This window comes from Streptomyces sp. NPDC091209 (assembly GCF_044757755.1).
Classification (GTDB): domain Bacteria; phylum Actinomycetota; class Actinomycetes; order Streptomycetales; family Streptomycetaceae; genus Streptomyces.
The window spans coordinates 137,750-159,943 of record NZ_JBIVVR010000007.1 but is presented as its reverse complement, the minus strand read 5'-3'; the positions used below and the strand labels follow the sequence as shown (position 1 = coordinate 159,943).

At 71.5% G+C, this 22,194-nt stretch carries 19 protein-coding genes; 13 read left to right on the top strand and 6 right to left on the bottom strand.

The genetic code is table 11. The annotated features are described in order from the left end of the window. The first annotated feature begins 17 nt into the window (after positions 1-17). The 4 genes from ACIQRL_RS21660 (at position 18) to ACIQRL_RS21645 (ending at position 7,105) form a co-directional block, all read left to right on the top strand. Entirely contained in the window at positions 18-1,007 is a 990-nt protein-coding gene (locus ACIQRL_RS21660) for a polysaccharide deacetylase family protein (protein WP_401334449.1), read from the top strand. A 363-nt stretch (positions 1,008-1,370) separates the two neighbouring features. Further along, positions 1,371-5,246, top strand: a complete 3,876-nt coding sequence (locus tag ACIQRL_RS21655; RefSeq protein WP_401333718.1) for a Pls/PosA family non-ribosomal peptide synthetase — start codon at positions 1,371-1,373, stop codon at positions 5,244-5,246. 73 nt (positions 5,247-5,319) lie between these two features. Further along, positions 5,320-6,726, top strand: a complete 1,407-nt coding sequence (locus ACIQRL_RS21650; protein ID WP_401333715.1) for a M1 family metallopeptidase — start codon at positions 5,320-5,322, stop codon at positions 6,724-6,726. A 4-nt stretch (positions 6,727-6,730) separates the two neighbouring features. After that, complete coding sequence (locus tag ACIQRL_RS21645) at positions 6,731-7,105, top strand: YchJ family protein (protein ID WP_401333714.1); 375 nt, start codon at positions 6,731-6,733, stop codon at positions 7,103-7,105. 26 nt (positions 7,106-7,131) lie between these two features. Here the strand turns inward: ACIQRL_RS21645 and ACIQRL_RS21640 are convergent, their stop codons facing one another. Beyond that, positions 7,132-7,833: a FadR/GntR family transcriptional regulator gene (locus ACIQRL_RS21640; RefSeq protein WP_401333711.1), complete on the bottom strand. Its 702-nt coding sequence runs from the start codon at positions 7,831-7,833 to the stop codon at positions 7,132-7,134. A 130-nt stretch (positions 7,834-7,963) separates the two neighbouring features. Here ACIQRL_RS21640 and ACIQRL_RS21635 point away from each other — a divergent pair, with 130 nt between their 5' ends. After that, on the top strand, positions 7,964-8,491 hold the full coding sequence (locus tag ACIQRL_RS21635) for a gluconokinase (protein ID WP_401334447.1): 528 nt from the start codon (positions 7,964-7,966) through the stop codon (positions 8,489-8,491). A gap of 203 nt (positions 8,492-8,694) precedes the next feature. Then, on the top strand, positions 8,695-10,092 hold the full coding sequence (locus tag ACIQRL_RS21630; RefSeq protein WP_401333709.1) for a GntP family permease: 1,398 nt from the start codon (positions 8,695-8,697) through the stop codon (positions 10,090-10,092). Between the two features lie 143 nt (positions 10,093-10,235). Here the strand turns inward: ACIQRL_RS21630 and ACIQRL_RS21625 are convergent, their stop codons facing one another. The 5 genes from ACIQRL_RS21625 to ACIQRL_RS21605 form a co-directional block, all read right to left on the bottom strand. After that, positions 10,236-10,871, bottom strand: a complete 636-nt coding sequence (locus ACIQRL_RS21625) for a cytochrome b/b6 domain-containing protein (RefSeq protein ID WP_401333707.1) — start codon at positions 10,869-10,871, stop codon at positions 10,236-10,238. Beyond that, on the bottom strand, positions 10,855-11,544 hold the full coding sequence (locus tag ACIQRL_RS21620) for a molybdopterin-dependent oxidoreductase (RefSeq protein WP_401334444.1): 690 nt from the start codon (positions 11,542-11,544) through the stop codon (positions 10,855-10,857). Before ACIQRL_RS21620 ends, ACIQRL_RS21625 begins: the two co-directional genes overlap by 17 nt. A 327-nt stretch (positions 11,545-11,871) precedes the next feature. Then, a complete protein-coding gene (locus ACIQRL_RS21615) occupies positions 11,872-13,437 on the bottom strand; it encodes an APC family permease (RefSeq protein ID WP_401333705.1) in 1,566 nt (521 codons plus the stop codon). 44 nt (positions 13,438-13,481) lie between these two features. Continuing rightward, positions 13,482-14,435, bottom strand: coding sequence for a hypothetical protein (locus tag ACIQRL_RS21610; protein ID WP_401333702.1), 954 nt, complete (start codon positions 14,433-14,435; stop codon positions 13,482-13,484). Positions 14,436-14,813: 378 nt separating this feature from the next. Next, positions 14,814-16,469, bottom strand: a complete 1,656-nt coding sequence (locus ACIQRL_RS21605; protein WP_401333700.1) for an FAD-binding dehydrogenase — start codon at positions 16,467-16,469, stop codon at positions 14,814-14,816. A gap of 298 nt (positions 16,470-16,767) precedes the next feature. Between ACIQRL_RS21605 and ACIQRL_RS21600 the strand changes: the two genes are divergently transcribed. The 7 genes from ACIQRL_RS21600 to ACIQRL_RS21570 all read left to right on the top strand — a co-directional run bounded on the left by ACIQRL_RS21600 (position 16,768) and on the right by ACIQRL_RS21570 (position 22,127). Continuing rightward, the gene (locus ACIQRL_RS21600; protein WP_401333697.1) at positions 16,768-17,661 is read left to right on the top strand and encodes a DMT family transporter; all 894 of its coding nucleotides are present in this window, start codon (positions 16,768-16,770) and stop codon (positions 17,659-17,661) included. A gap of 74 nt (positions 17,662-17,735) precedes the next feature. After that, the gene (locus ACIQRL_RS21595) at positions 17,736-18,251 is read left to right on the top strand and encodes an NUDIX hydrolase (RefSeq protein WP_401333694.1); all 516 of its coding nucleotides are present in this window, start codon (positions 17,736-17,738) and stop codon (positions 18,249-18,251) included. A gap of 64 nt (positions 18,252-18,315) precedes the next feature. After that, positions 18,316-18,708: a YidH family protein gene (locus ACIQRL_RS21590; RefSeq protein WP_401333692.1), complete on the top strand. Its 393-nt coding sequence runs from the start codon at positions 18,316-18,318 to the stop codon at positions 18,706-18,708. Next, positions 18,705-19,034, top strand: coding sequence for a DUF202 domain-containing protein (locus ACIQRL_RS21585; RefSeq protein WP_401333690.1), 330 nt, complete (start codon positions 18,705-18,707; stop codon positions 19,032-19,034). The genes ACIQRL_RS21590 and ACIQRL_RS21585 overlap by 4 nt, the downstream gene beginning before the upstream one ends. A 309-nt stretch (positions 19,035-19,343) precedes the next feature. After that, the gene (locus ACIQRL_RS21580; RefSeq protein WP_401333687.1) at positions 19,344-19,640 is read left to right on the top strand and encodes a hypothetical protein; all 297 of its coding nucleotides are present in this window, start codon (positions 19,344-19,346) and stop codon (positions 19,638-19,640) included. A gap of 207 nt (positions 19,641-19,847) precedes the next feature. Next, positions 19,848-20,870 carry a phosphotransferase family protein gene (locus tag ACIQRL_RS21575; protein ID WP_401333685.1) on the top strand — a complete coding sequence of 341 codons (1,023 nt, stop codon included), beginning with the start codon at positions 19,848-19,850 and terminating at the stop codon, positions 20,868-20,870. Positions 20,871-20,876: 6 nt separating this feature from the next. Beyond that, entirely contained in the window at positions 20,877-22,127 is a 1,251-nt protein-coding gene (locus tag ACIQRL_RS21570; RefSeq protein ID WP_401333682.1) for an acyl-CoA dehydrogenase family protein, read from the top strand. The last annotated feature ends 67 nt before the right edge of the window (positions 22,128-22,194 follow it).

The window sequence follows — 22,194 nt, the reverse complement described above, 5'->3', positions numbered from 1 at the left end:
TTCACATGAGATTGCGCATGAGGTACGGCCCGCATCGCTCGTTACGCTCGCTGATCACCGGACTGGCCGTCGTCGCGACGGCCGCCGCGAGCCCGCTCGCCCTCGACGCCGTACCGGCGCGGGCCGCCGCCTGCAGCGGGTACGTCGGGCTCACCTTCGACGACGGGCCCTCCAGCACCACACCGAACCTGCTCAACGCGCTCAAGCAGAACGGGCTGCGGGCCACGATGTTCAACGAGGGCCAGTACGCCGCGTCCAACCCCGCCCAGGTACGGGCCCAGATCGACGCCGGCATGTGGGTGGGTAACCACAGCTACACCCATCCGCATCTGACGCAGCAGAGCCAGGCGCAGATCGACTCGGAGATCTCCCGGACCCAGCAGGCCATCGCGGCCGCCGGCGGCGGCACCCCGAAACTGTTCCGTCCGCCGTACGGGGAGACCAACGCGACGCTGAAGGCGGTCGAGGCCAAGTACGGCCTGACCGAGATCATCTGGGACGTCGACTCGCAGGACTGGAACGGCGCGAGCACCGACGCGATCGTGCAGGCGGCCGGCCGGCTCACCAACGGCCAGATCATCCTCATGCACGACTGGCCGGCCAACACGATCGCGGCGATCCCGCGCATCGCTCAGGGACTGGCCTCACGCGGTCTGTGCGCCGGGATGATCTCTCCGCAGACCGGCCGCGCCGTGGCCCCCGACGGGAGCGGCACGGGTGGCGGCGGTGGCGGTGGCGGTGGCGGGTGCACCGCGACGCTCTCCGCAGGCCAGCAGTGGAGCGACCGGTACAACCTCGACGTGACGGTCACCGGCTCCAGCGCCTGGACCGTGACGATGAACGTCCCGGCTCCCGAGAAGATCATCGCGACCTGGAACATCAGCGCGAGCTACCCCAGCGCCCAGGTCCTCACCGCCAAGCCCAACGGCAGCGGCAACACCTTCGGCGTCACCGTCCAGACCAACGGCACCTGGACCTGGCCGACGGTCTCCTGCAGCACGGGCTGACCCGGACGGATCACACCGAGGAACGGCGCACCGGTGGCGCGGCGGTCCGTGGCCGCCACGCCACCCGGCAGCACCTGCGAGCGAGGGTCCCGATCATCGAATCGGGGCCCTCGCTCGGCGTGTTCGCGTTGTCACGGAAAGATGTGGGGCAGATCTCGTCACGCTGACATATTCCCACGTCACAGCGCTGGAACCAGGGGTCGGGACACCCCCTGTGGTGGCCTCGCATCGCTGATTTCCAGGTCCGAGGCTAGCGTCGTACTAAAATTGCAGGCTTGTTCGGAGCTGGACCGGAATATCCCCAGGCGTACCTGCGGGCCCACCGGCTCCCCGGAGTCTCCGGGAACAACACGTGAGGACCCGATGGCAGCCCTCCAGCAAGGCCCCGCACTCGCGCTGTCCGACGACGAGGTGCGTGCGGAATTCGGTGTCCAGGCGCGCTTCTCCGCCGGTTCGGCCGCCTCGCCCCGCACGCTCGTCGACATCTTCGACGCCTCCGTACGGGCGTACCCCGACGAGCCCGCTCTCGACGACGGCCGGCGCGCCCTCACCTACCGCGCCCTGGCCGCCGAGGTCGAGGCCGTGCGGTGGCGCCTCGCTGAGGCCGGGGTCGGACGGGGCGACCGGGTCGGTGTCCGGGTCCCGTCGGGCACGAACGAGCTGTACGTGGCGATCCTGGGCGTCCTCGCGGCCGGCGCCGCCTATGTCCCGGTGGACGCCGAGGACCCCGACGAGCGGGCCGAGCTGGTCTTCGGCGAGGCTGAGGTGCGCGCGGTCGTCGGCGCCGGGTACGAGCTGACCGTCAACAGCCGCTCCGAGGTTCCCGCCGGGCGGCCCGGCGTCGAGCACGACGCGTGGATCATCTTCACCTCGGGCTCCACCGGCAAGCCCAAGGGGGTGGCCGTGAGCCACCGCAGCGCCGCCGCCTTCGTGGACGCGGAGGCGGCCCTCTTCCTGACCGAGGAGCCGATCGCTCCCGGTGACCGGGTCATGGCGGGCCTCTCCGTCGCCTTCGACGCCTCCTGCGAGGAGATGTGGCTGGCCTGGCGGTACGGGGCCTGTCTGGTGCCCGTGCCGCGCTCCCAGGTGCGCAGCGGCGCCGACCTCGGGCCCTGGCTGGCGGAGCAGGACATCTCCGTCGTCTCCACCGTGCCCACCCTCGCCGCCCTGTGGGAGCCGGAGACCCTCAACGACGTCCGGCTGCTGATCTTCGGCGGTGAGGCCTGCCCGCCCGAGCTGACGCAGCGCCTGGTGACCGAGGGCCGGGAGGTCTGGAACACGTACGGGCCGACCGAGGCGACCGTCGTGGCCTGTGCCTCGCTGCTGACCGGGGACGAGCCGATCCGCATCGGGCTGCCGCTGAACGGCTGGGAGCTGGCGGTCGTCGACGAGGCCGGCGAGCTGGTCCCGATGGGTGCCAGCGGCCAGCTCGTGATCGGCGGGGTCGGGCTCGCCCGTTATCTCGACGCCGAGAAGGACGCCGAGAAGTACGCGCCGCTCGCGTCGCTGGGCTGGGAGCGGGCGTACCGCAGCGGTGACCTGGTCAAGGCCGAGCCCGAGGGACTGATCTTCCTCGGGCGGGCCGACGAGCAGATCAAGCTCGGCGGGCGCCGGATCGAGCTCGGCGAGGTGGACGCGGCGCTCCAGGCACTGCCCGGTGTCGCGGGCGCGGCAGCCGCGGTGCGGACCGCGCGCGGCGGCAATCAGCTCCTGGTCGGCTATGTCGTGACCCAGGACGGCTGGGACCAGGCGGCCGCCGTCGAGAAGCTGCGCGCCGAACTGCCCGCCGCGCTGGTGCCGCTGATCGCCCCGGTCGAGGACCTGCCGACGCGGACGTCGGGCAAGGTCGACCGGAACGCGCTGCCCTGGCCGCTGGAGGGTCTGGAGACCGCCGGTGCCAAGGAGCAGCTCTACGGCACCGAGGCCTGGCTCGCGGAGCAGTGGAGCGAGGTGCTGGGCATCCCCGTCGGCGGCGCCGGCGACGACTTCTTCGCGATCGGCGGCAGCAGTCTCGCGGCCGCCCAGCTCACCACGCGGCTGCGCGCCCGCTACCCGAACGCCGCCGTGCTCGACGTCTATCAGCAGCCCGTGCTGCGCAAGCTGGCCCGGCATCTGGAGAAGTCCGGCCAGGACGACGGCGCCGAGCGGATCGTCGCGCCGGTCCCGCTGCGCGCCAAACTGATCCAGCTCCTCGTGCTGATCCCGCTGTTCGGTCTGCTCGGGCTGCGCTGGACCGTGGCGCTGGCCGCGCTCGGCAACGTTCTGCACTGGTTCGGTCCGTATCCGTGGGCGCCGAGCACCTCGTGGTGGCTGGTGGGCGCGGGTGCGCTCGTCCTCTTCAGCCCGCCGGGGCGGCTCGCCGTCGCCGCGGGCGGTGCGCGGCTGCTGCTGCGCGGTCTGAAGCCCGGCCGGTACCCGCGCGGCGGGAGCGTCCACCTGCGGCTCTGGACGGCCGAGAGGCTCGCCGCGTTCAGCGGCGCGACCTCGCTGACCGGGTCCTGGCTGGAGCGGTACGGCCGTGCCCTGGGCGCCAGGATCGGCCCGGACGTGGATCTGCACTCGCTGCCGCCGGTGACCGGCATGCTCAAGCTGGGCCGGGGTGCCGCCGTCGAGTCCGAAGTGGACCTGTCGGGGTACTGGCTGGACGGTGACCGGCTGGAGATCGGCCCGGTCAAGGTGGGCGCCGGTGCCGTGGTCGGAACGCGCAGCATCCTCTTCCCCGGGGCCCGGGTCGGCAAGCGTGCCGAGGTGGCCCCGGGTTCCGCCGTGGTGGGGCAGATCCCGACCGGGCAGCGCTGGGCCGGCGCGCCCGCGGGCAAGCTCGGCAAGGCGAAGCGCGCGTGGCCCAAGGACCGGCCGCAGCGCGGCACGTACTGGCGGGCGATGTACGGCGCGACCGGGTTCGCGCTGAGCGCGCTGCCCGTCGTGGCCGCCGTCGCGGCACTGCTGGTGGCCCGGGTGTTCGTGAGCGCGGACGCCGGGCTCGGTGCGGCGCTGCGCGGTGCCGGGATCGCGCTGGTGCCGGCGACGCTCGCCTTCGGTCTGGCGTACGCGCTGCTGCTCCTGGTCTCCGTGCGGCTGCTGAGCCTCGGGCTGCACGAGGGCACGCATCCGACGCACAGCAGGATCGGCTGGCAGGCCTGGACGGTCACGCAGCTCATGGACCGCTCCCGCGAGACGCTGTTCCCGCTGTACGCCGGGCTGATCACGCCGGTGTGGCTGCGGCTGCTCGGCATGCGGATCGGCCGGGGCGCCGAGGTGTCGACCGTGCTCGCGCTGCCGAGTCTGACGACGGTCGGCGAGGGCGCGTTCCTGGCCGACGACACCCTGACCGCGCCGTACGAGCTCGGTGGCGGCTGGATGCGGATCGGGCGGGCCGAGATCGGCCGCCGGGCGTTCCTCGGCAACTCGGGGATGACCGCTCCGGGGCGCAGTGTGCCGGACGGCGGTCTGGTCGGCGTGCTGTCGGCGACGCCGAAGAAGGCGAAGAAGGGCAGCTCGTATCTGGGGCTGCCGCCGATGAAGCTGCCGCGCGCGGCGCAGGGCGGCGACCAGAGCCGTACCTACGACCCGCCGGCCCGGCTGCTGTGGGCCCGCGGTCTGGTGGAGCTGTGCCGGCTGGTGCCGGTGTTCTGCTCGGCGGCGCTGGCCGTGCTGACGGTCGCCGCGCTGTGTGCGCTGGGGCCGTGGGCGTGGGCGTTCTCGGGGGCCGTGCTGCTCGCCGTGGGTGTGCTCGGCTGTCTGCTCTCCGTCGTGGCGAAGTGGACGCTGGTCGGCCGGCACCGCGCCGGTGAGCACCCGCTGTGGAGCGGTTTCGTGTGGCGCAACGAGCTGGCCGACACCTTCGTGGAGGTCGTCGCGGTGCCGTGGCTGGCGGGAGCCGTGCCGGGTACGCCGCTGATGACCGCGTGGCTGCGGGGGCTCGGCGCCAAGATCGGGAAGGGCGCGTGGGTGGAGAGCTACTGGCTGCCCGAGACGGACCTCGTGACGCTCGGGGACGCGACGACGGTCAACCGTGGCTGTGTGCTGCAGACCCACCTCTTCCACGACCGGATCTTGCGGACGGATACTGTGGTCCTCCGTGAGGGCGCCACCCTGGGTCCGGGCGGAATCGTCCTGCCCGGCAGCACCGTCGGGGCCCGCTCCACGCTGGGTCCCGCGTCGCTGGTGATGGCGGCGGAGTCCGTTCCCGACGACACCCGCTGGCTGGGCAATCCGATCGAGGCCTGGCGTTCGTAGCAGACTTGACCTGATCGGACACGAAGGGCGGTACAGCGGCACGTCGAGCACAGGGCAGGGAGCAGTCGCAGCAGTGAGCGTTCAGCAGACAGCGGGACCGGACCCCTATTTCCCGGCCAACGGAGATTCCCGTTACCGGGTGCACCGGTACGAGCTCGCGCTGGACTACCGCCCCGGCCCGAACCGGCTCTCCGGCACCGCGCGGATCAACGCCATAGCGGGCCGCTCGCTGACCGAGTTCCAGCTGAACCTGGCCGACTTCCGGATCGGCCGGGTCCGGGTCGACGGCAAGGCGCCGCACTACACGCACCGGGGCGGCAGGCTGCGGGTCCGTCCGCCGAAGCCGATACGGTCCGGCGCCGCGTTCACCGTCGAGGTGCACTGGTCGGGAAACCCCAAGCCGGTCAGCAGTCCCTGGGGCGGGATCGGCTGGGAGGAGCTGGAGGACGGGGCGCTGGTGGCGAGCCAGCCGGTCGGCTCACCGTCCTGGTATCCGTGCAACGACCGGCCGGCCGACAAGGCCGCGTACCAGATCTCGGTCACCACGCCCTCCGCGTACGCGGTGGTGGCGGGCGGGCGTCTGCTGACGCGGACGACGAAGGCGTCGACGACCACCTGGGTGTACGAGCAGTCGGCGCCGACCTCCAGCTATCTCGTGGGCCTGTCGATCGGCAAGTACCAGACGGTGCTGCTCGGCGACCCGGGCCTCGGGGGCGTACCGCAGTCGGCGCATCTGCCCGCGCAGCTGCTGCCGGAGTTCTCCCGGGACTTCGCGCGGCAGCCCGCGATGATGGACCTGTTCGAGACCGTCTTCGGTCCGTATCCGTTCGGCGAGTACGCCGTGGTGGTGACGGAGGAGGAGCTCGACGTCCCGGTCGAGGCTCAGGGTCTTTCGCTGTTCGGCGCCAACCATCTGGACGGGGCGCGGGGTTCGGAGCGGCTGATCGCGCACGAGCTGGCGCACCAGTGGTTCGGCAACAGCGTGACGATCGCGGACTGGCGGCACATCTGGCTGAACGAGGGGCTCGCGAAGTACGCCGAGTGGCTGTGGTCGGAGCGCTCGGGCGGGCGCCCGGCGGGCCAGCTCGCCGCCGCCGCGCACCGGAAGCTGTCCGCGCTGCCGCAGGACCTGCTGCTGTCCGACCCGGGCCGCAAGCTGATGTTCGACGACCGGCTCTACGAGCGTGGCGGGCTCACGGTGCACGCGATCCGCTGCGCGATGGGCGACGACGCCTTCTTCCGCATGCTGCGCGGCTGGGCGACGCTGCACCGGGGCGGCGCGGTCACCACGTCCGTCTTCACCGCGCACGTCTCGCGCTACGCGGCCGAGCCTCTGGACGACCTCTTCGCGGCGTGGCTGTACGAGACGGCGCTGCCGCCGCTGCCCGCGCAGGCCCCGCCGTTGCCGGCCACGCAGATGCCGGCCCGGCCCACCTATCCGCCCACGAACGCGGACCCGGCGCGGGTCCGGGGGGAGTGAAGCGATGACCAGCCGTTCCTGTCCCTGCGGGCTCGCCGGGCCGTACGCGCGCTGCTGCGGTCGCTTCCATCGGGGCGAGGCCGCGGCGCCGAGTGCCGAGGCGCTCATGCGGTCGCGGTACTGCGCCTTCGTCATGGAGGACGAGGGGTACCTGCTGCGCACCTGGCATCCGCGCACCCGGCCGGCCCGGGTGGAGTTCGACCCCGGTATGCGCTGGACCGGCCTGGAGATCCTCGGCACGGGTCAGGGCTCGGCGTTCCACACCACGGGGACCGTGACCTTCCGGGCCTCCTACCGGGGCGGCTCGCTGCACGAACTGAGCCGGTTCGAGCGGGTGGACGGGGCCTGGGTGTATGTGGACGGGGAGTTCCTCGACTGACCGTCCACGGCAAGGCGCGGCGGCCGTCAGGGGGCCAGGACGTCCAGTTCCTGGAGTGCGCCGACCGTGATCTCGCGGGTGAGCCGTTCGGCGCGGGGCGCGTCGCCCTCGCGGACGGCCGCGGCGAGCTGGACGTGCAGGGTGACGGCGGCGGGGTCGGGGTCCTCGAACATGACGTCGTGATGGGTCCGGCCGGACAGGACCTCCGCGACGACGTCACCGAGGCGGGCGAACATCTCGTTGCCGGACGCGTTGAGGATCACCCGGTGGAAGGCGACGTCGTGGACGAGGTACGCCTCCAGCTGCTGCCCGCGTGAGGTGGTGACCATGCCGAGCGCGCACTCGGTGAGCTCCGCGCACTGTTCGGCGGTGGCGTGCCGGGCGGCGAGTCCCGCGGCGACCGGTTCGATCGCCGAGCGCAGCACGGTGAGCGAACGGAGCTGGTGGGGACGGTCGGCACCGGCCAGCCGCCAGCGGATGACCTGAGGGTCGTAGACGTTCCACTCGGACTTGGGGCGGACCGTCACGCCGACGCGGCGGCGGGACTCGACCAGATACATGGATTCCAGGACGCGGACCGCCTCGCGCATCACGGAACGCGACACCTCGAAGCGCTGCGCGAGTTCGTCGGTGCGCAGCACGCTCCCCGGGGGATATTCGCCCGCCGTGATCGCCGGCCCGAGGGACTCCAGTACGTGTCCGTGCAGTCCCCGGCCCCGTGTGGTCATGAAACCAGCGTACGAGGCTGACGTCACGAACAAAAAGTCAGACTTATATGTCACACACTCTTGAATTAGTCGTACCTAATACGTTTCAGTGGCGTCGACATCAGAGGTCGACGAAGACAGCGAGAGCGCGATGCAGCAGAGCCCCAACCCCCATGTCGTCGTGGTCATGGGCGTCGCAGGCACCGGGAAGACCACCGTCGGCCCGCTGCTCGCGGCCCGGCTCGGCGTTCCGTACGCCGAGGGCGACGACTTCCACCCGCAGGCCAACATCGCCAAGATGACGGCCGGGACGCCCCTGACCGACGAGGACCGGTGGCCGTGGCTGGACGCCATCGGGCGCTGGGCGCACGACCGGGCCGGGCTCGGCGGTGTGGTCAGCAGCTCGGCTCTCAAGCGCGCCTACCGGGACCGGCTGCGGCTGGCCGCGCCGGGGGTCGTCTTCGTCCATCTCACCGGGGACCGCGAACTCATCGAGGACCGGATGTCGCACCGCAAGGGGCACTTCATGCCCACGGCGCTCCTGGACTCGCAGTTCGCCACGCTCCAGCCGCTGGCGGCGGACGAGGCGGGGGTCCAGGTGGATGTGTCCGGCGACCCCGCCGAGATCAGCGAGCGGGCCGCAGCGGCGCTCGACGGCCTCGCACCGCCCCGGCCCTGACGCCGGGTCCGCGCTTACGGCCGTAACGCCCGGCCCTCACAACAGCGCCTGTTCCATCGACGCGCCGCCCGCCCCACGAAGCGGCGGCGCCTTCTCCACCGGTGCCGGTCCTTCCGTCCGGTAGGACCTTCTTCGCGCACCGCTTCGCGCGCCTTCTCGCGCACCACCTTCCCCGCGTCCGTTTCTCAAGCAAGGGAACCCCCGTGACCAGACTCAGTGTCGAGACGCTGGCAGCGGACACCGTCGAACCGATCACCTCGGCGGGCCACGCTCAACTGGGCATAGCCGTGCTGGCGGGCATAGCCGTCATCGTCCTGCTCATCACCAAGTTCAAGCTGCACGCCTTTCTGGCCCTGACCATCGGCTCACTGGCCCTCGGCGCGTTCGCCGGTGCCCCGCTCGACAAGGTCATCGTCAGTTTCACGACCGGGCTCGGCTCGACCGTGGCCGGCGTGGGTGTCCTGATCGCCCTCGGCGCGATCCTCGGCAGACTGCTCGCCGACTCGGGAGGCGCCGACCGGATCGTCGACACGATCCTCGCCAAGGCGGGCGGGCGCGCCCTGCCGTGGGCGATGGTGCTGATCGCCTCGGTGATCGGTCTGCCGCTGTTCTTCGAGGTCGGCATCGTGCTGCTGATCCCGGTGGTCCTGATGGTCGCCAAGCGCGGCAACTATTCGTTGATGCGCATCGGCATCCCGGCGCTCGCGGGCCTGTCCGTGATGCACGGTCTGATTCCGCCGCACCCGGGCCCGTTGGTCGCGATCGACGCCGTCAAGGCGAACCTCGGCCTCACCCTCGCCCTCGGTGTCCTGGTCGCCGTCCCGACGGTGATCATCGCCGGTCCGGTGTTCTCCCGGTACGCGGCCCGCTGGGTGGACGTCCAGGCCCCCGACCGCATGGTCCCGCAGCGCGCCTCGGAGGACCTGGAGAAGCGCCCCGGCTTCGGCGCGACCCTCGCCACCATGCTGCTGCCCGTGGTGCTGATGCTGGCCAAGGCGCTGGTGGACATCGTCGTCGACGACCCGGCGAACCGGACGCAGCGCGTCTTCGACGTCGTCGGAGCGCCGCTGATCGCCCTGCTCGCGGCCGTGATCGTGGGCATGTTCACGCTGGGCCGGGCGGCGGGCTTCACCAAGGACCGCATCTCGACGACCGTCGAGAAGTCCCTCGCGCCCATCGCCGGCGTCCTGCTCATCGTGGGCGCGGGCGGCGGCTTCAAGCAGACCCTGATCGACTCCGGTGTGGGGCAGATGATCCTGGAGATCTCCAAGGACTGGTCGATCCCCGCGCTGCTGCTGGCCTGGCTGATCGCGGTGGCGATCCGTCTCGCGACCGGCTCGGCGACCGTCGCCACCATCTCGGCGGCCGGTCTGGTCGCGCCCCTCGCGGCCGACATGTCGACCGCCCACACCTCCCTGCTCGTCCTGGCGATCGGTGCGGGCTCGCTCTTCTTCAGCCATGTCAACGACGCCGGCTTCTGGCTGGTGAAGGAGTACTTCGGCCTGGACGTCGGCCAGACCGTCAAGACCTGGTCCGTCATGGAGACGATCATCTCGGTGGTGGCCGGAGGACTGGTGCTGCTGCTGTCCCTGGTCATCTAGGGCGGTCGTCCGGGCCGGTCGTCCAGAGCGGTCGTGGAGCGCCGGGGCCGGCCGCGTCCAGGGCCCGTCCGGCGGTGAACGGGCCGCGGGGAGAGCCGAGTTCGGCCCTCCCCGCGGCCCGTTTCTTCGTCGTCAGCCCCCGCTCACGGCCGCCACAGCGGATGTTCGCGGTCGGCCCACTCGCGGCTCACCGACCCCGTGCGCAGGCCCCTCCTGGCCTCCGGGTCGCCCAGCGCCATACCGATGTGGCCCGCGAGGACGATGCCGACGGTGAGGGACAGCCAGTCGTGGACGAAGGTCGCCGAGGTGCGCCACATCAGCGGGGTGAGGTGGGTGAACCACATCAGCAGGCCCGTGCCCAGCATCACCAGCGTGGCCCCGGCGATCCAGGCCGCGTAGATCTTCTGTCCGGCGTTGAACTTGCCCGCGGGACGGGACCGGTGGTCCTTGTCGCGGCGCAGCGCGGCCCGCAGCCACACCCGGTCGTGCGGACCGAAGCGGTTCAGGAAGCCCAGGTCACGGCGGAACGCGCGGGAGGCCAGGCCCGCCAGGATCGGCAGCGGAAGCATCACCCCGGCCACCTCGTGGACACGGACGACGAGTTCGCGGCGGCCGACGAGTTCGGCGAACTGGGGGATGTAGAGGCAGGCCGCGGTGGCCACGCAGACCCCCATCAGCAGCGCGGTGACCCGGTGCACCCAGTGCTCGGCCCTGGTGAAGCGCCGTACGTGGGAGGAGTGCGCGGACACGGCCGGGGGGCCGTCAACTCGTGGGTTCATCGTCGCGTCCGTTCGAACGGCCGACCCAGGCGTCGACGTCGTACCCCCGGTCCTCCCAGTACCCGGGACGGACGTCCTTGGTGACCGTGATACCGGAGAGCCACTTGGCGGATTTGTAGAAGTACATCGGGGCCACGTAGAGGCGGACGGGGCCGCCGTGGTTGTGGCCGACGGGCTTGTCCTGCATGCGCAGGGCCACCAGGACGTCCGGGCGGCGGGCCTGGCGCATGGTGAGGCTCTCCGAGTACGTGCCGTCGAAGCAGGTGAAACGGATCGCCCCGGCCGTGTGGTGCACCCCGGCGGCGTCGAGGAGGTGGGAGAGCTGTACGCCCTCGAAGGGGGTGCCGGGCACCCGCCAGCCGGTGACGCACTGGACGTCGTGCACCAGCCGGGTCTGCGGCAGGGCGCGCAGGTCGGCGAGGGTGTAGCTGGTGGGGTGGTCGACCAGGCCGTCGACGGTGAGACGGTAGTCCGTCTCGTTCTTGTGGGGGACGGAGGCGGCCACCGAGTAGTAGCGGAAGCCGCCGCCGTTGGGCAGGAGGCCCGTCAGACCGGTGGGGTCCCGCTGGGAGGCGCCGGCGAGGAAGGCGTCCATACCGCGCTGGAGTGTGGGCGCGGTCAGGACGCCGAGGGCGCCGAGTCCGAGCGTGCCGAGCAGCACCCGCCGGCCGATGGGCCGGCCATGCTCCCCGGGTTCCTCGCGCTCTTCGTGTTCCTCGCGCTCTTCCTGCTCGTCGCGTTCTTCTTGCTCGTCGTGCTCTTCGGGAGCCCGCGGCTCGGGCCGTTCCGGCTCGCGGGACTCGGGCCGCTCCGGCCGTTCCGGTTCCCGCGACCTCGGTCGCTCCGGGTCCGGTTCCCCGGGCCTTTCAGTGTTCACCTCTTGATTCGAGCACCCGCGACCCCCAAAAGGCCAGCGGTGGCGGGTGCTCGTCAGCATTCCGTCATCTCTTCTCACCTACGGTCCGAGAACATCGGCCGCGGAGAGGACGTCAGGGCCTCATCAGGAGGCGGTCTCGGCCGCCTTGTCCAACTGGAACGCCTCGTTGCCGAGGCCGATCCGGGCGTGCGCCTCGGGCTTGCGGGAGCGCAGCACCAGACCCTGGACGAGTCCGACGACCAGCGCGACCCCGATGACCGCGGGCAGCAGCACGTTCAGGACGGAGTCCGGACCCGCGCCGACGAGCACGTCGAAGTCCTTGACCGTGTAGACCGCGATGACGAGCAGGGCGATGCCCGCGATCGCGGAGGTGGCCAGACGCCAGGACTGGGCGCGGGCCGCGCCGCGGCGGACGAAGAACACGATGACCGAGAGCGAGGCGGCCGCCATCAGGAGGGTGACGCCGAGCGCACCGACGTTGCCGCCCCAGGTGAAGAGCTGGAGCACGGGCGCGGTCGGGTCGCCGGTCGGCTTGTCGTCGGCCAGGGCGAATCCGCCGACCACGATCAGCGAGACGACGGTGTGCAGGAGCGAGCCGGTGCCGGGGGCACCACTGGACTCGGAGGTGCGGCCGAAGGCGGTGGGCAGCAGACCCTCGCGGCCCATGGCGAAGGCGTACCGCGCGACGACGTTGTGGAAGCTGAGCAGAGCCGCGAACATTCCGGTCACGAACAGCACGTGCAGGACGTCCGTGAAGGTGGAGCCGAGCCGTGACTCGGTGAGGAAGAACAGCAGCCCGGCGCTCTGCTTGTGTGCCGTCCCGACGATCGCGGAGGGGCCGGTGGCGATGGTGAGCGCCCAGGAGCTGATCGCGAAGAAGACGGCGACGAAGCCGATGGCCAGGAACATGACGCGCGGCACGAGGATGTGCGGGCGGCTGGTCTCCTCGGCGTACACCGGGGCCTGTTCGAAGCCGGTGAAGGCCGCGATGCAGAAGCACAGCGCGGTGCCGACGCCCGCTCCGGTGAGGGTGTCCGGGTTGAAGGCGTGCAGCGACAGACCCTCCTTGGCGGGATCGCCGATGGCCGCGACATCGAAGACGATGACGAGCGCCACCTCGATGATCAGCAGCACGCCGAGCACCCACGCGTTGACGTCGATCTTCAGCCAGGCCAGCGCGCCCACCACGAGCACGGCCGCCAACGCCGGTATCCACCAGACGAGTTCGGTGTCGAGGTAGGTGGAGAACAGTCCGGAGACCTCGAAGCCGAAGAGTCCGTAGATGCCGACCTGGAGTGCGCTGTAGGCCACGAGGGCGACCGCGGCCGCGCCCGCGCCCGGGGTGCCGCCGAGACCGCGCGAGATGTACGCGTAGAAGGCGCCCGCGTTGTGGACGTGCCGGCTCATCTCGGCGTACCCGACGCTGAAGAGCACGAGGACGATGCCGAGGATGACGAAGAGCAGCGGCTGCCCCACGATCCCCATCACATCGAATGTGGTGGGCATGACACCCGCGACCACCATGAGCGGGGCGGTCGCCGCGAGGACGGACAGCAGCAGCCCTCCCGTGCCCAGCCGGCCGGCACGCAGGGCCCGGTCCTGACCCTTGAAGGTGCTGATGCCGGCGCCGTCGGCGTCCGGTCTTCCCGTGCTCGACGTACTCGATGTGCTCGAACTGCCCGTCGTCATCGCGGGGTCGTCCTTTCGGATGTCAGGTCTTCGGGGGCGTGCGTTCACACCGTGCCGAGCACGCTGTCGCGCGCGGCACGGAAGGCTTGGTACCCATCGCGGTCCGGGTACGACCACGGAGCCGGGGTCGCGTGCTCCGCGATGCGGTGGAACAGGGCGGCGGCCTCACCGTCCCGCCCGCCCTCGCAGATCTTGGCGTGGGCGAGGAAGTTGAGGTCGACGAGCCGGCGCGGATGCTCCCCGTGCTCCCACTCGAGCCACCAGTCGAAGGCGGCCTTCATCACCTGGCGGGCCCGGCGCCCCGCCCAGTGCCCGGAGGCGACCGGGTCGGCGGGCTCGCTCCCGGCCGCGGCGAGCACCCGGAAGCGCTCGGCGTGCGCGACGACCGGAAGGATCGCCAGCGGCGAGTCGGCGGGCGCCTGCTCGGCCGACCAGTTGGCGAAGTCGTACACCTCGTGCAGGGGGTCCTGACCCGCGGCGGCGCGGCGCTCGGCGAGCCGGGCGACCATCAGGTGGTGGGCGTGGTGATGGACGGCGTGCCGGTGGCGCACCTCGTCGAAGAGCCGGACCACGTCGTCCTCGGCGCCGAGGACGCGCTCCAGGAGGAGCAGACCGAGCCAGGGGGTGGGATCGTCGGGGGCGAGGGCCGCCGCCCGGTGGCAGGCCTCGCGGGCACTCTCCGGGCGCTCCTTGCCGTGCAGGGCGCGCTCCACGGTGGCGCAGCCGAGGAGTACGGCGGCGTCGGGGGACTCCGGTTCGGCGAGCTGCCAGTCGCGGGCCCAGGCGAGCGTCGCGGACTCCTGCGCGAGGACGGTGACACGGTGGCCGCGGCGGTCCCAGTCGTCGCCGGTGGCGGCGAGCAGCGAGCGGACGTCCGTCCACCGCCCCTGGTTCAACGAGGTGCGCGCGACGGCGAGTTCGGCGTCGTCGAGGGCGGCGTCGAAGGCGTGGGACGCCCGCTTGCGGCCGCGGCCCAGCGGAGGTGGGGGTGGTGACACCGCTGCTCAACCTCACAGGCGCGGTCCGTCAAAGTGTGATCACGGACAGCAAACCCGCAGCCAAGGGTTCAAGTCAAGCTCCAGCCAAATCACTACACGTGTCAACTGCCTTCGCTTGCGCCGTAGTTGACTGCTCGTCGCCCTCATCGTCCCGAACGACCGTCTTTTCCCTATGACTTGAACAGCCATCTTGTCCCTACAACTCGAACGGCCTTCTTGCGTCGACGCGTTGGGCAGCCACCCTGGACGGATGGCTTGAACAGCCGCCTCGGACCACTCACCGAACGGCTGCCCCGGACCGAAGTCCCGGGCAGCCGCCGCCTCACACGCCGAACGGCCTTCCCCGACGGGCGACTTGAACGGCTCCCCCTGGCGTGGTCAGCCCAGCGCCTTGGCCGCCGCCCGGCCCGCCGTGCGGCCGGAGAAGAGGCAGCCGCCGAGGAAGGTGCCTTCCAGGGACCGGTATCCGTGGACTCCGCCGCCGCCGAATCCGGCGGCCTCACCGGCGGCGTACACACCCTCCAGCGGGTCTCCTCCCTCGGTCAGCACCCGCGAGGAGAGGTCGGTCTCCAGACCGCCGAGGGTCTTGCGGGTCAGGATGTTGAGGCGCACCGCGATCAGCGGGCCCGCCCCGGGGTCGAGGATGCGGTGCAGGGGCGCGGTGCGGATCAGCTTGTCGCCGAGGTAGTTGCGGGCGCCGCGGATCGACATGACCTGGAGGTCCTTGGTGAAGGGGTTGGCGATCTCCCGGTCGCGCGCGACGATCTCGTTGCGCAGCGCCGCCTCGTCGATCAGCGGCTTCTCGGTGAGCGCGTTCATCCCTCGCACCAGCGCGCCGAGGTCGTTCTCCACGACGAAGTCGGCGCCGTGGTCCATGAACGCCTTGACCGGCGCGGGCACATCGGCGCGGGCCCGCCCGATGACGCCTCTGACCGACTTGCCGGTGAGGTCCGGGTTCTGCTCCGAACCGGAGAGCGCGAACTCCTTGCCGATGATCTTCTGGTCGAGGACGAACCAGGTGTAGTCGTACCCGGTGCGCATGATGTGTTCGAGGGTACCGAGGGTGTCGAAGCCCGGGAAGAGCGGTACCGGCAGCCGGTTGCCGCGCGCGTCCAGCCAGAGGGAGGAGGGGCCCGGCAGGATGCGGATGCCGTGCTTGTCCCAGATGGGGTTCCAGTTCTGGATGCCCTCGGTGTAGTGCCACATGCGGTCGCGGTTGATGAGGCGGGCGCCGGCCTCCTCGGCGATCCCGAGCATGGCGCCGTCGACGTGGGCGGGGACGCCGGAGATCATCCGCTCGGGCGGTGTGCCGAGGCGCTCGGGCCAGTTGGCGCGTACGAGGTCGTGGTTGCCGCCGATGCCGCCGGAGGTGACGATCACGGCCTGGGCCCTGAGCTCGAAGGCGCCGGTGACCGTACGGCTGCTGGCCTGGCCGCGCTCGATGCCCGACGGCTCCAGGATCTCCCCGGTGACGGTGTCCACGGAGCCGGCGCTGCGGGACAGACCGGTGACCCGGTGGCGGAACCTCAGCTCGACCAGACCGCGGGCGACCCCCTCCCGGACCCGCCGCTCGAAGGGCGCCACCAGGCCGGGCCCGGTGCCCCAGGTGATGTGGAAGCGCGGGACGGAGTTGCCGTGCCCGTTGGCGTCGTAGCCGCCGCGCTCGGCCCAGCCCACCACCGGGAAGAAGCGCACGCCCTGCTGGTGCAGCCAGGGCCGCTTCTCGCCGGCCGCGAAGTCGACGTACGCCTCGGCCCACTGGCGCGGCCAGTGGTCCTCGGGCCGGTCGAAGCCCGCCGTACCCATCCAGTCCTGCAGGGCGAGCGCGTGATTGTCCTTGATCCGCATACGGCGCTGCTCGGGCGAGTCGACGAAGAAGAGCCCGCCGAAGGACCAGTGCGCCTGGCCGCCGATCGACTGCTCGGGCTCCTGGTCGAGGAGGATCACCTTGCGGCCCGCGTCGACGAGCTCCGCGGTCGCCGCGAGCCCCGCGAGGCCCGCTCCGATGACGATCACATCTGCGTCGTAGGCCATGGGCCCGTCCTCTCGACATTCCGACTGGTCGGACCGGGCCGGCGCCAAAAAGGGCGCTTTGATGACATTTGTCACGAACCGATCGACAGCGTGCTGGTTGATGAGACATTGGTGGTGGTCGGCCGTACGGCCGACCGGCACTTGTTACTGATCGGTCAGATCCTTCGGCAAAAAAGGTGACCGAGTCAACTGCCTGGTTCCGGGTACTCCCGGGGGCAGGCTCCCGGCGCATGGCGCTACAGTCGGCGGGATACGCACCACTGGCCCGCCCCGACTCCGATGTATCGAGGTACCCAGCGTGTCGGTACTGGTTCTGGTCCTTGCCGTGAGCGCGGCCTGCTGTCTGGGCTTCGGCTTCGTGCTCCAGCAGAACGCCGCCTCGCACGCCCCGCTCAGCGACTTCCTCTCCGTCCGCCTGCTGCTCGACCTCATCCGGGTCCCGCGCTGGCTGGGCGGCATCGGGCTCATGGTGTGCGGCATGGTCCTCGGCGCGATCGCGCTCGGCAACGGCGAGGTCTCGCTGGTGGAACCGCTCCTGGCCACCAACCTGCTCTTCGCCCTCGCGCTCTCCCGCCACCAGACCAAACAGCCGCTCGGCAAACAGGGCTGGGCCGGGCTGCTGCTGCTCGCGGGCGGCGTCTCGGCGTTCATCGTGGCCGGGCAGCCGCAGGGCGGCGACGCCGTCAGCGACCCGCTGCGGCACTGGCTGATCATCGGGATCGTGCTCGGGCTGGCCCTGCTGCTCACCACCTACGCGAAACGGTCCCGGCTCAGCGCCGGACCCGTGCTGCTGGCCACCGCCGCCGGGCTGCTGTACGGCCTGCAGGACGCGCTCACCCGGATCAGCGGCCAGCGGTTCAGCGCCGGCGGCTGGACCGAACTGATCACCGGCTGGCAGCCGTACGCGGTGCTCGCCCTCGGTGTGACCGGGCTGATCCTGGTCCAGAGCGCCTTCGAGACCGCACCGCTGCGGATGTCGCTGCCCGCGCTCACCGCCGCCCAGCCGCTGGCCGGCATCGTCTGCGGGGTGGGCTTCCTCGGGGACCAGCTCCGCACCGACGCGGGAGCCCTGGCCTGGCAGGCCGCGGGGCTCGCGGGCGTCGTGGTGGGGATCATCCTGCTGGGCATGCACCCGGCGATGCCCTCGGGCACGGCGGAACCGGAACGCTCGCGGGACCTCCAGCCGCACTGAGGAAGGTCCCCGTCCGCAGGTACCCGCGATCCTCGGACACAGCACGCCGGATCCCGAACTGCTTGGATGGATCCATGAGCGCCGCTGACGAGATCCTCGACATCGTGGACGAGAACGACCAGGTCATCGGACAGGCCCCGCGCGGGGAGGCGTACGCGCGCGGGCTGCGCCACCGGTGCGTGTTCATCGAGGCCCGGGACGCCGAGGGCCGGCTCTTCGTCCATCGACGCACCCGTACCAAACTGGTGTTCCCCTCGTTCTACGACATGTTCGTCGGCGGAGTCGTCGGCGCGGGCGAGTCCTACGACGACGCGGCGCTCCGCGAGGCCGAGGAGGAACTCGGCGTCTCCGGGCTCCCGAGGCCGACCCCCCTTTTCACGTTCCTGTACGACGACGGGGCCGGCGCGACCTGGTGGTCCGCCGTGTACGAGGTCCGCTGCGAGCTTCCGGTGAACCCGCAGGTGGAGGAGGTCGCCTGGCACGCCTTCCTCACCGACGACGAGGTGGAGCGGCGGTTGTCGGAGTGGACCTGGGTGCCGGACGGACTGGCGGCCTACGAGCGGCTCACGGACTACCGGGCGATGGACTGAGCGCCCACGGGAGCGGGCGGCACCGACGGCGTTCCGCCCCAGGCTCCCCGGTAGGGTCCTGAAGGTGATCGAACTCGTGCGTAATGTCCAGTTGTGGTTCGCGCCGCAGGAGATCCGGGGCGAGGGCAGGACCCCGGACTACCGGTTCTCGCTGGCCAATGAGCGGACCTTTCTGGCCTGGCTGCGCACCGCGCTCGCACTGATCGGCGGGGGCTTCGCCGTGGACCAGTTCCTGCCCGACCTGCGCTGGGCCTGGCGGGCGGGCCTCTCCCTGGCGCTGCTGGCGGCGGGCGTGCTGTGCGCGCTGCGGGCCGTCAATCACTGGGTGCGCTGCGAGCGGGCGATGCGGCGCGGCGAGGACCTGCCGGTGTCACGCTTCCCGGCGGTGCTGAGCATCGTCGTCGCGGTCGTCGCGGTCGCGATGGTCGTCGTCGTGCTCGTCGGCTGGGCGGGATGACCACGCCCGCCCGGGAGGTACGGGACCCCGGCCTCCAGCCGGAACGCACGCGGCTGGCCTGGCGCCGTACGACGCTCTCCAGCACCGTCGTCGCCGTGCTCGCCGCGAAGGCGGCGCTGCACGACAGGGGCTCGGCCGCCGGGATCGTGGCGTGCTCGTGCTGCTGCGTTCTCTGGCTGACCCTCCTCGGCCTCGCCCACCTCCGCATCCGGACGCTGGCGACCGCGGGACCGGCGGGTCCGGCCACGCTCGCCCCCCGGCACGCGACGGCGACGGCCCTGTGCACGGTGGCGCTGGCCGTGTGCGCCGTGGCGTTCGTGTTCTAGCGGCGGCGGTCTCCCCCGACCGGCGTTCGGGGCGCGGTGGCGGCGGTTCGCTCGTGACCGGCGTTCGGGCGGCGTCGGCGCCACACGCCCGGGAATGGACCGGATCGTAACGGTTTACGGCGATAGCCTGGATTGTCGCCCAGCCCTCGCGCCGCCCAGCCCTGCCGCGCCGCGCGGGCGGCGCGGCACGCAGGCGGCGCGGCACGCAGGCGGCGCGGCACGCAGGCGGCGCGGCACGCAGGCGGCGCGGCACGCAGGCGGCGCGGCACGCAGGCACCCCTATCCACGTCACAGCCGAAGGTGAGCACGATGACCACCCTTCACCAGGAGCACCCCACCCACCAGCACGTCCACGGCCCGAACTGCGGTCACACCGAGGTACGGCACGGGGACCACGTCGACTACGCGCACGACGGGCATCTGCACCGCGAGCACTCGGGGCACTGGGACGAGTGCGAGCCGAGCGGACACGCGGCGCACGACCGGCACGCCCATCAGCACGGCGAGGGCTGCGGGCATCCCGCCGTGGCGCACGGCGACCACGTCGACTATCTGCACGACGGCCACCGGCACGCCGAGCACGACGGCCACTGGGACGACCACTGACCCCTCGGAACCGGCCCTCGGTCCGGCACCTCGGCCCCCGGAACCGGCCCCCGGCACCGGCTCTCAGCGCCCGCCCTCAGCACCGACGGCGTCTCCCCGGCTCGCGCGCCCGGGGAGACGCCGATCACGTTTCGCACAGCCGCTGGACGACATACCGACTGGTCGGCATCATGGTCACGTCCCGTTCCCGTGTGCTGAGGAGCAAAAATGAGCCCGGACCACCCGCCAGGTCTCGATCTCGACCGGTTGCGCGGCCTGCTCGACCGTGAGCGGCCCGGACTGGTGAACGGCCCGCTGACCGGCCGGCTGATCGAGGGCGGACGGTCGAACCTCACCTACGCGGTCTCCGACGGCACCGCCCGGTGGGTCGTACGGCGTCCTCCGCTGGGCCACGTGCTGGCCACGGCGCACGACATGAAGCGCGAGCACCGGGTGATCAGCGCGCTGCACCCGACGGCCGTCCCGGTCCCGAACCCCGTGCTGCTGTGCGAGGACGATTCGGTGCTCGGCGCCCCGTTCTACGTCATGGAGTTCGTGGAGGGCACCCCGTTCCGCACCGCCGGCCAGCTCGCCCCGCTCGGCCCGCAGCGCACCCGCGACGCGGTGCTCGGCCTGGTCGACACCCTGGTCGAACTGCACTCGGTGGACCCCGCAGAGGTGGGTCTCGCCGACTTCGGCCGCCCCGAGGGCTTCCTGGACCGGCAACTGCGCCGCTGGGGCAAGCAGTTGGACGCGTCCCGGAACCGCGAGCTCGCCGGCATCGACGAGCTGCACGCAGCCCTGGGACGCGAACTGCCCGCTTCCCCCGCGCCCACCGTCGTCCACGGCGACTACCGCCTCGACAACGTACTGATCGGGCCCGACGACCGGATCAGGGCGATCCTGGACTGGGAGATGTCCACGCTCGGCGACCCGCTCACCGACCTGGGGCTGCTCGTCATGTACAGCACCCGCCTGGACCTGCCCAACTCCCCCATCAGCACGACCGCTTCGGCCGCGGGACACCCGAAGGCGGCCGAGATCGTCGAGCGGTACGCCGCGCGCTCGGGGCGCGACGTCTCCGCGGTCTCCTGGTACACGGCCTTCGCGTGGTTCAAGCTCGCCGTGATCCTGGAGGGCATCCACTTCCGGTACACCAAGGGCCAGACGGTCGGCGCGGGCTTCGACCGCATCGGCGAGCTGACCCCGGTCTTCATCGAGCACGGCCTGACCACCCTTCAGGAAGGCTGATCCGCCATGGACTTCGGATTCGACGCGCGCACCGAAGAGCTGCGCCAGAAGCTGCTCGCCTTCATGGACGAGTACGTCTATCCGGCGGAGGCCGTCGCGGAGGAACAGCGCGCTCTGCTGGCCTCGCCGTGGGACACGCCCGCCGTGGTGGGCGAGTTGAAGGCCGAGGCCCGCAGACAGGGTCTGTGGAACCTCTTCCTGCCGGACTCCGAGTACGGTGCCGGGCTGACCAATCTCCAGTACGCGCCGCTCGCCGAAATCACCGGCCGCAGCCCGCACTTGGCGCCCACCGCGCTGAACTGCGCGGCCCCCGACACCGGCAACATGGAGGTGCTCACCCAGTTCGGCGACGAGCGCCAGAAGAAGCAGTGGCTGGAGCCGCTGCTCGCCGGTGAGATCCGCTCCGCGTTCGCGATGACGGAGCCCGAGGTCGCCTCCTCCGACGCCACGAACATCACCACGCTGATCGAGCGGGACGGTGGGGGCACCTCCCGCTCGAGCGGAGCCGAGAGTGGGGGTGAGTACGTCATCACGGGTCGCAAGTGGTACATCTCGGGGGCGATGAACCCCGACTGCAAGATCTTCATCGTGATGGGCAAGACGGACCCGGACGGCGCCGACATCCGCCGCCAGCAGTCGATGGTCCTGGTCCCGCGCGACACACCTGGCCTCGTCGTCCGGCGCGCCATGCGGGTCTACGGCTACGAGGACCACTCCCACGGCGGGCACGCCGAGGTCGTCTTCGACCACGTCCGGGTCCCGGTGGGCAACCTGGTCGGCGAGGAGGGCGGCGGTTTCGCCATCGCGCAGGCGCGGCTCGGTCCGGGCCGTATCCACCACTGCATGCGGCTGATCGGCATGGCCGAGCGGGCCATCGAGCTGATGTGCCGGCGCGCGGTGTCCCGTACGGCGTTCGGCAAGCCGCTGGCCCAGCAGGGCGTCGTGCAGAACTGGATCGCCGACGCGCGGGTGACCGTCGAGCAGCTGCGCCTGCTGGTCCTGAAGACCGCCTGGATGATGGACACGGTCGGCAACAGGGGCGCGCACACGGAGATCCAGGCCATCAAGATCGCCACTCCGCGCGCGGTCGTCGACATCCTCGACAAGGCCGTCCAGCTCCACGGCGCGGGCGGCGTCAGCCAGGACTTCCCGCTGGCCGAACTGTGGTCCGCCGCGCGGACCCTGAAGCTCGCCGACGGGCCCGACGAGGTCCACCAGCGCTCACTGGCCCGCCAGGAGATCAAGAAGTACATGTGATCGGCGCGTACGTGCGATGACAGGGCCGAGGCCCCACCGTCCGGTGGGGCCTCGGCGCGTCACGGGT

Coding starts and splice junctions, on each gene's coding strand:
- ACIQRL_RS21660 (WP_401334449.1), top strand. CDS start 18: ATGAGGTACGGCCCGCATCGCTCGTTACGCTCGCTGATCACCGGACTG.
- ACIQRL_RS21655 (WP_401333718.1), top strand. CDS start 1,371: ATGGCAGCCCTCCAGCAAGGCCCCGCACTCGCGCTGTCCGACGACGAG.
- ACIQRL_RS21645 (WP_401333714.1), top strand. CDS start 6,731: ATGACCAGCCGTTCCTGTCCCTGCGGGCTCGCCGGGCCGTACGCGCGC.
- ACIQRL_RS21640 (WP_401333711.1), bottom strand. CDS start 7,833: ATGACCACACGGGGCCGGGGACTGCACGGACACGTACTGGAGTCCCTC.
- ACIQRL_RS21635 (WP_401334447.1), top strand. CDS start 7,964: ATGCAGCAGAGCCCCAACCCCCATGTCGTCGTGGTCATGGGCGTCGCA.
- ACIQRL_RS21625 (WP_401333707.1), bottom strand. CDS start 10,871: ATGAACCCACGAGTTGACGGCCCCCCGGCCGTGTCCGCGCACTCCTCC.
- ACIQRL_RS21615 (WP_401333705.1), bottom strand. CDS start 13,437: ATGACGACGGGCAGTTCGAGCACATCGAGTACGTCGAGCACGGGAAGA.
- ACIQRL_RS21605 (WP_401333700.1), bottom strand. CDS start 16,469: ATGGCCTACGACGCAGATGTGATCGTCATCGGAGCGGGCCTCGCGGGG.
- ACIQRL_RS21595 (WP_401333694.1), top strand. CDS start 17,736: ATGAGCGCCGCTGACGAGATCCTCGACATCGTGGACGAGAACGACCAG.
- ACIQRL_RS21585 (WP_401333690.1), top strand. CDS start 18,705: ATGACCACGCCCGCCCGGGAGGTACGGGACCCCGGCCTCCAGCCGGAA.
- ACIQRL_RS21580 (WP_401333687.1), top strand. CDS start 19,344: ATGACCACCCTTCACCAGGAGCACCCCACCCACCAGCACGTCCACGGC.
- ACIQRL_RS21575 (WP_401333685.1), top strand. CDS start 19,848: ATGAGCCCGGACCACCCGCCAGGTCTCGATCTCGACCGGTTGCGCGGC.
- ACIQRL_RS21570 (WP_401333682.1), top strand. CDS start 20,877: ATGGACTTCGGATTCGACGCGCGCACCGAAGAGCTGCGCCAGAAGCTG.